General features: G+C 58.7%; 2 protein-coding genes and 1 pseudogene. All 3 read left to right on the top strand.

Annotation, left to right across the window (positions count from 1 at the left end; translation table 11 throughout):
- Nucleotides 1-885: sensor histidine kinase (locus ADICEAN_RS20530; protein ID WP_152426549.1), on the top strand; the 885-nt coding region annotated here is incomplete at its 5' end.
- A 112-nt stretch (nucleotides 886-997) separates the two neighbouring features.
- A pseudogene (gene zwf, locus ADICEAN_RS20525) lies at nucleotides 998-2,649 on the top strand (glucose-6-phosphate dehydrogenase).
- Nucleotides 2,646-3,024 (top strand): 6-phosphogluconolactonase (locus ADICEAN_RS20520; protein ID WP_161622750.1); only part of this gene is annotated, 379 nt, incomplete at its 3' end. The pseudogene zwf and the gene ADICEAN_RS20520, both read left to right, overlap by 4 nt.

Below are 3,024 nucleotides of genomic sequence, written 5' to 3'. Positions count from 1 at the left end.
GAAGGCTGGCGCCTGCGCAAAGATGGCAGCCTGTTTTGGGCCAATGTGGTGGTCACTCCCCTGTTTAATGAGCGAAAGGAGCACATCGGCTTTACCAAAATCACGCGCGACCTCACCGAACGGGTACGCAACGAGGCGCTCATGAAAAAGAACATGGACCTGCACCGGCTCAATACCGATCTGGACAACTTCATCTACACGGCCTCACACGACCTAAAATCGCCCATCTCCAACCTGGAAGGCCTGCTTTCGCTGGTCAGCAGCAAGATAGGCCCCCGGCTGGATGAATCCGAACAGAAAATCATTGACCTGATGAGCGCCTCTGTGCAGCGGCTCAACGACACCATATTGAGCCTGATAGATGTAACCAAAGCGCAGAAAAACCTCAATGCCCGGCGGGAATCTGTGGTAATTGCCGAAGTGCTGGACGATGTAAAGGCCGATCTGGCCGAAATGATCCTCCAGGCGGGTGCACACATTCAGGAGCAGCTGCACGTACCCAGGCTCACCATTGCCAAAGCCAGCCTCAAAAGCATTCTCTACAACCTGCTGAGCAATGCCCTCAAGTACCAGACCCCCGGCCGGCCACCCGAAATCAGCATTCGTACCTATACCGAAAAGCAGTACACCGTGCTGCACGTTCAGGACAACGGACTTGGACTCACCGAAGCCCAACAGGCAAAGCTGTTCAACATGTTCAAGCGCTTTCATACCCATGTGGAGGGCACCGGCATCGGCCTCTACATTGTTAAGCGAACCATGGAAAACCTGGGGGGACATATCAGCGTCAGCAGCATCCCCGATCAGGGCACTACCTTTACCCTCCGCTTCCCTACAGACGTAGTGCTGACCAGCGAACAGCCCGCCAGGCTGGAAGATGTGTAGCCCTTTCCAGCCCTGCCCGTCATTGAACACCCCTCCGTAGCCGGATACGCTACCTATGGCGGATGCTGAGCTGCCGGCGACTGTTGCTGCGCTGTAAAACCTTTTGCCGTAAATGGGTTATTATGCTAGGCAGCGGCTGTTGCTGAAATGCAGCGGCCACCGCCTGATGGTTTTCCCTTTGTTAGTTCAGGCCCGGATGCCTTGTCCGGGCCCAAAACGCATCCCCTCTATGCACACAGGCAGACAACTGGCCACCCCTACCGTAGTGGTGATTTTTGGCGGCACCGGCGACCTTACCAAACGTAAGCTGGTACCCGCCTTTTACAACCTGTTTCTGGAAGGCTGGCTCCCCGGGCAGTTTGCCCTGCTGGGCCTGGGCCGCACCCCCTATACCGATGAAAGCTACCGCCTGCACCTGCAGGAGGGGCTGGGTGAATTCTCCCGCAGCGGCACCCCTGACCCGCTGCAGTGGGAGCCCTTCCAAACTTCCATCGCCTACCTACAGTCCGATATTAACCAAGCCGAATCCTACCAGCAGCTGACCGAGCGGCTGCAGGCCTACGACCGGCAGTGGGGGGTAGCGGCCAACCGCCTGTTCTATCTCTCGGTAGCTCCTCAGTTTATAGAACCGGTCATGCTGTACCTGGACCGCTGCGGCATGGCCACCGATGTGGAGCGCCACCGCATTGTGGTAGAAAAGCCTTTTGGGCACGACCTGCAGACCGCCCGCCAGCTGAACCAGCTGCTCACCCACACCTTTGATGAACGCCAGATCTACCGCATCGATCATTACCTGGGCAAGGAAACCGTGCAGAACATCCTGGCCTTCCGTTTTGCCAATGCGCTCTTTGAACCCCTCTGGAACCGCAACTACATTGATTATGTGCAGATAACCGTAGCCGAGCAGGTAGGCGTAGAGGACCGGGGCGGCTATTACGAAGGGGCCGGCGCCCTGCGCGACATGATCCAGAACCACCTGTTGCAGCTGCTTTGCATGATTGCCATGGAACCCCCTGTATCCTTTGAGGCCGAAGAAATACGGAACAAGAAAGTGGATGTGCTGCAGTCGGTACGCCGCTTTACGCAGGAAGATGTAAACAGGAATGCCGTACGGGGCCAGTACGGCGGCGGCTGGCTGAAGGGCGAAAAAGTGCCTGGCTACCGGCAGGAAGGCGGTGTGCACCCGGCCTCCAATACCGAAACCTATGCCGCCCTCAAGATCTACCTGGACAACTGGCGCTGGCATGGTGTACCCTTTTACCTGCGCACCGGCAAGCGGCTGCAGGAAAAACCTCCTCCATCACCGTACAGTTCCGGCCCGTGCCGCACCTTACCTTTCCCAGCAGCCTGTCGGAAAACCTGCTGCCCAACCGCCTTACCATTAACATCCAGCCACAGATGGACATCCGCCTGCGCTTTACGGCCAAGCGGCCCGGCCTGGAAATGTCGCTGCGCCCCGCCGAGATGGTCTTTGATTTTGAAGACGCTTCCGGCCAGTCGCCCGAGGCCTACGAAACGCTGCTGCTGGATGCGCTGCAGGGCGATGCCACCCTCTTTATGCGGGCCGATCAGGTAGAAACGGCCTGGGAGGTGATCAGCCCCATTCTGGAAACCTGGGATTCGCGGCCCAGCCTGGAATTTCCCAACTATGCGGCCGGCATGTGGGGGCCGGAGAATGCCGAGGCCCTCATTGCCCGGGATGGGCACACCTGGGCGGCCAGCCTGCTGCACACCGAAAAACCAACATCCAGCAAACCCCTATGATAGAGGTATTTGACGATACACTGGCCCTGAGCAAAGCCGCTATGGAGCACTTTATCCAGTCGGCCCGGCAGGCGGTGGCCAAGCGGGGCCGCTTTACCGTGGCGCTTACGGGGGGCTCCTCTCCCCTTCACCTGTATCAGCTGCTGGCCCAATCGCCCAACCGGGAGCGGATGCCCTGGGGCCAGACCCTGGTCTTCTGGGGCGATGAGCGCTGGGTACCCCTCACCGATGAGCGCAGCAACGCCAAGTCGGCCTTTGAAACCCTGCTGGATCAGGTGCCCATTCCCAAAGAAAACATCTACCCCATGTGGGGCGAGCAGCCCCGGAGGAGTTTGCTCTGGACTACGAGCGCCTGCTGCGCAAGCAACTTTACCC

Source organism: Cesiribacter andamanensis AMV16 (assembly GCF_000348925.1).
Classification (GTDB): Bacteria; Bacteroidota; Bacteroidia; order Cytophagales; family Cyclobacteriaceae; genus Cesiribacter; species Cesiribacter andamanensis.
This window is presented reverse-complemented; position numbering and strand designations above follow the sequence as displayed.